The organism is Bacteroidota bacterium (assembly GCA_030706565.1).
Classification (GTDB): Bacteria; Bacteroidota; Bacteroidia; order Bacteroidales; family JAUZOH01; genus JAUZOH01.
Genome location: JAUZOH010000456.1, coordinates 1 through 2,855, shown reverse-complemented (window position 1 = coordinate 2,855; position 2,855 = coordinate 1). Strand labels below are relative to the sequence as shown.

The window sequence follows — 2,855 nt, the reverse complement described above, 5'->3', positions numbered from 1 at the left end:
GGACATCCCTCCGGGATTGGCCGGGAAATATTTTAGTCTCTGCATCCAGCCAATTGAACCAATATGGAAGCAAAAACATGTTAATCCTATAAATCCTGTCTTCGCATTCTAAGAGACATCCCATTTTGTTTAAATTTTGCCTCATCCACCGTATTTGGAACTTGATTACCATTAACCCATTAAAAAGGGTTATTTAATTTATAATCTACGCTCTACATGCAAAATCGGTGTAATCATAATGATCTCTGCCTTTGGCATAAAAAAAGAAAATTCATCTATAAAAAAGTTCTGTTGGTCTATTAAGTTCTTTCTGGAGAAATTGATGAACTTCCTTTGTCCTCGAAATAAAAATATTTTGAGATGAAAAAGTACATCTTCTTATTTTTCTTAAGCGTCATAAACCCGGTTGGGTTACAGACAGTTTTTGCACAGGAGCAAAAAACAGACAGCATTTGGTCGTTGCAAAAATGTATCAGCTACGCTTTGGAACATAATATATCGGTTCAGAAACTGGCACTTACCAGCGAAACGAATAAAGTTTATACTGAACAAGTTAAAGCCAGCAGGAATCCATCATTAAGTGCAAGTGTCGGGCAATCATTCAGCTGGAACAGGCCTTTGAACAATGAACTGGAATATGGAAAATATTCAGGCTACAACAACACCAACGTGGAGATAAATTCAAATGTCACGTTATACAATGCAAATAAAATCAACAATACCATTAAACAATCCATCCTAACCTTTCAGGCCGGGGAATATGATACACAGACCCAAAAAGAAAGTATAAGCCTTAACATTTTAAGTGCATACCTGCAGGTCCTATATGATGAAGAACAGGTAAAAAACAGCCAGCAGCAAATTGAATCCCTTTCTCAGCAGTTAGCTCTGGCTGAAGCAAGGATGAAACTGGGGGCTATTTCAAAGTCTGATTATTTGCAGGTCAAATCAGAACTGGCCAGTGAAAAGCAAACCCTTGCTGAAAATGAAGGACAGCTTTCCACTGACAGGGTCAGTCTAATGCAGTTGATGGAATTCCCGGTAAGTGATGTCTTCGAAATTGCACATCCTGATTTTACTGCAAACATCATACAAAAAAGGCTGGTGGATGCCAAAAGCCTGTACGACACGTCCCTGGTCATCAAACCCCAGATAAAAAGTGCCGAACTCAACCAAAAAGTTGCTGAAATTGGTGTTGATATTGCCAAAGCCAACCAGTATCCGACCTTATCCCTCTCGGGTAGCCTTGGCTCAGGTTATAACAACAGTACACCGCTTTCTTATGGTTATCAAATGGGCAATAAAATCAGCCCGTCTATCGGACTGACACTCTCTATTCCCATCAGCCAGAATAAAGAAATCAGCTCTAAAATTCAAACGGCCATGATACAAACCAAGCAGGCAGAGCTGACAACGGAAAACACGAAAAATGCTTTAAGGAAATCCATTGAACAGGCCTGTGTGGACGTAACTTCAGCCACTAAAAAATATGAAGCCAGCAACGAAAGTTATAATGCAGCCTTGGAATCATCGCAGGTAGCAGCCGAAAAATATGCACAAAGCCTGATCAATTCAACAGATTATCTGGTTCAAAAAACCAATTTGATCAAAGCAGAGAATCAACTTTTGCAATCTAAATATAATTTAATCTTTAGTTATAAAACACTTGACTTTTATTTAGGCAAGCCTCTTGCCTTATAAATACATTCTTAAAAAGGGAAATCATGAAAAAGAAAACAAAATGGGTAATTGGAACGCTGATTTTATTTGTTGCAGGTACAACAATTGTTTTGAAATCATGCAGGCAGGAAAAACAAGTTGCCACATTTGAAACAGTAACAGCAGCCAGGGGCGACATCAGTAATGTCGTTACAGCTACCGGATCAATTGCTGCCATTAAAACTGTAGACGTAGGCACCCAGGTCTCCGGAGTAGTTAGTAAAATCTATGTGGACTACAATTCGCACGTTAAAAAGGGACAGCTTCTGGCAGAAATAGACAGGGCCTCGCTTTTATCAACGTTGGAAAGTTGTCAGGCTGCTCTCGATGATTCCAAGGCCAATCTGACCTTTCAAACCTCTACCTACAAGCGTACAAAGGCTTTGTTCGACAAAAACCTCATTGCCAAATCCGACTATGACCAGGCACTGTACAATTATGAAAAAGCCATGGCAGATCTGAAAACATCAAAATCCAATTATAGCAGGGCCAGAGTAAACCTCGCCTATGCTTATATTTATTCTCCAATTGACGGGGTAGTACTCAGCCGTGCGGTTGATGAAGGGCAGACAGTGGCTGCAAGCTTTAGCACTCCTACCCTCTTCTCCATTGCCAACGATCTTACCCAGATGCAGGTTGAAGCCAATGTGGATGAAGCCGATATAGGGCAGGTAAAAGAAGGCCAACACGTAAGTTTCACCGTGGATGCTTTTCCGGATATGAAATTTTCAGGTACAGTCACTCAAATCAGGTTGAAGGCAACCACAACCAATAATGTGGTTACGTACACCGTCATCATTCACGCACCCAATCCCGAAAAGAAACTGATGCCGGGACTGACCGCCAATATTTCGATAGAAATCAGCAAAGCCAGCAATGTGCTAACCGTACCGGCAAAGGCGCTGCGTTTTACCCCAGACAATGACTTATTGCAAACTTATTACAAAAGCCTTCCCGAGAGTGAACAACATAAAATGAAGCCAAATACTCAAATACAAACAGCTTCTTTGGGAAATACCCAGGTACAACCGTTAGTATGGGTGAAAAAAGGAGTTTCTGTAAATTCCGTACCGGTAACTATCGGAATAAGCGATGGAATTAATACAGAAATCACTTCCGGATTAAAAGAAGGCGAT

Annotated in this window: 2 protein-coding genes; both read left to right on the top strand. The window is 40.6% G+C overall.

All coding sequences use genetic code 11. The features are described from left to right. Window positions 1–360: 360 nt before the first annotated feature. Window positions 361–1,701, top strand: a complete 1,341-nt coding sequence (locus Q8907_15515; GenBank protein ID MDP4275679.1) for a TolC family protein — start codon at window positions 361–363, stop codon at window positions 1,699–1,701. 23 nt (window positions 1,702–1,724) lie between these two features. Continuing rightward, window positions 1,725–2,855, top strand: a 1,131-nt coding sequence (locus Q8907_15510) for an efflux RND transporter periplasmic adaptor subunit (protein ID MDP4275678.1), incomplete at its 3' end; no start/stop codon positions are given.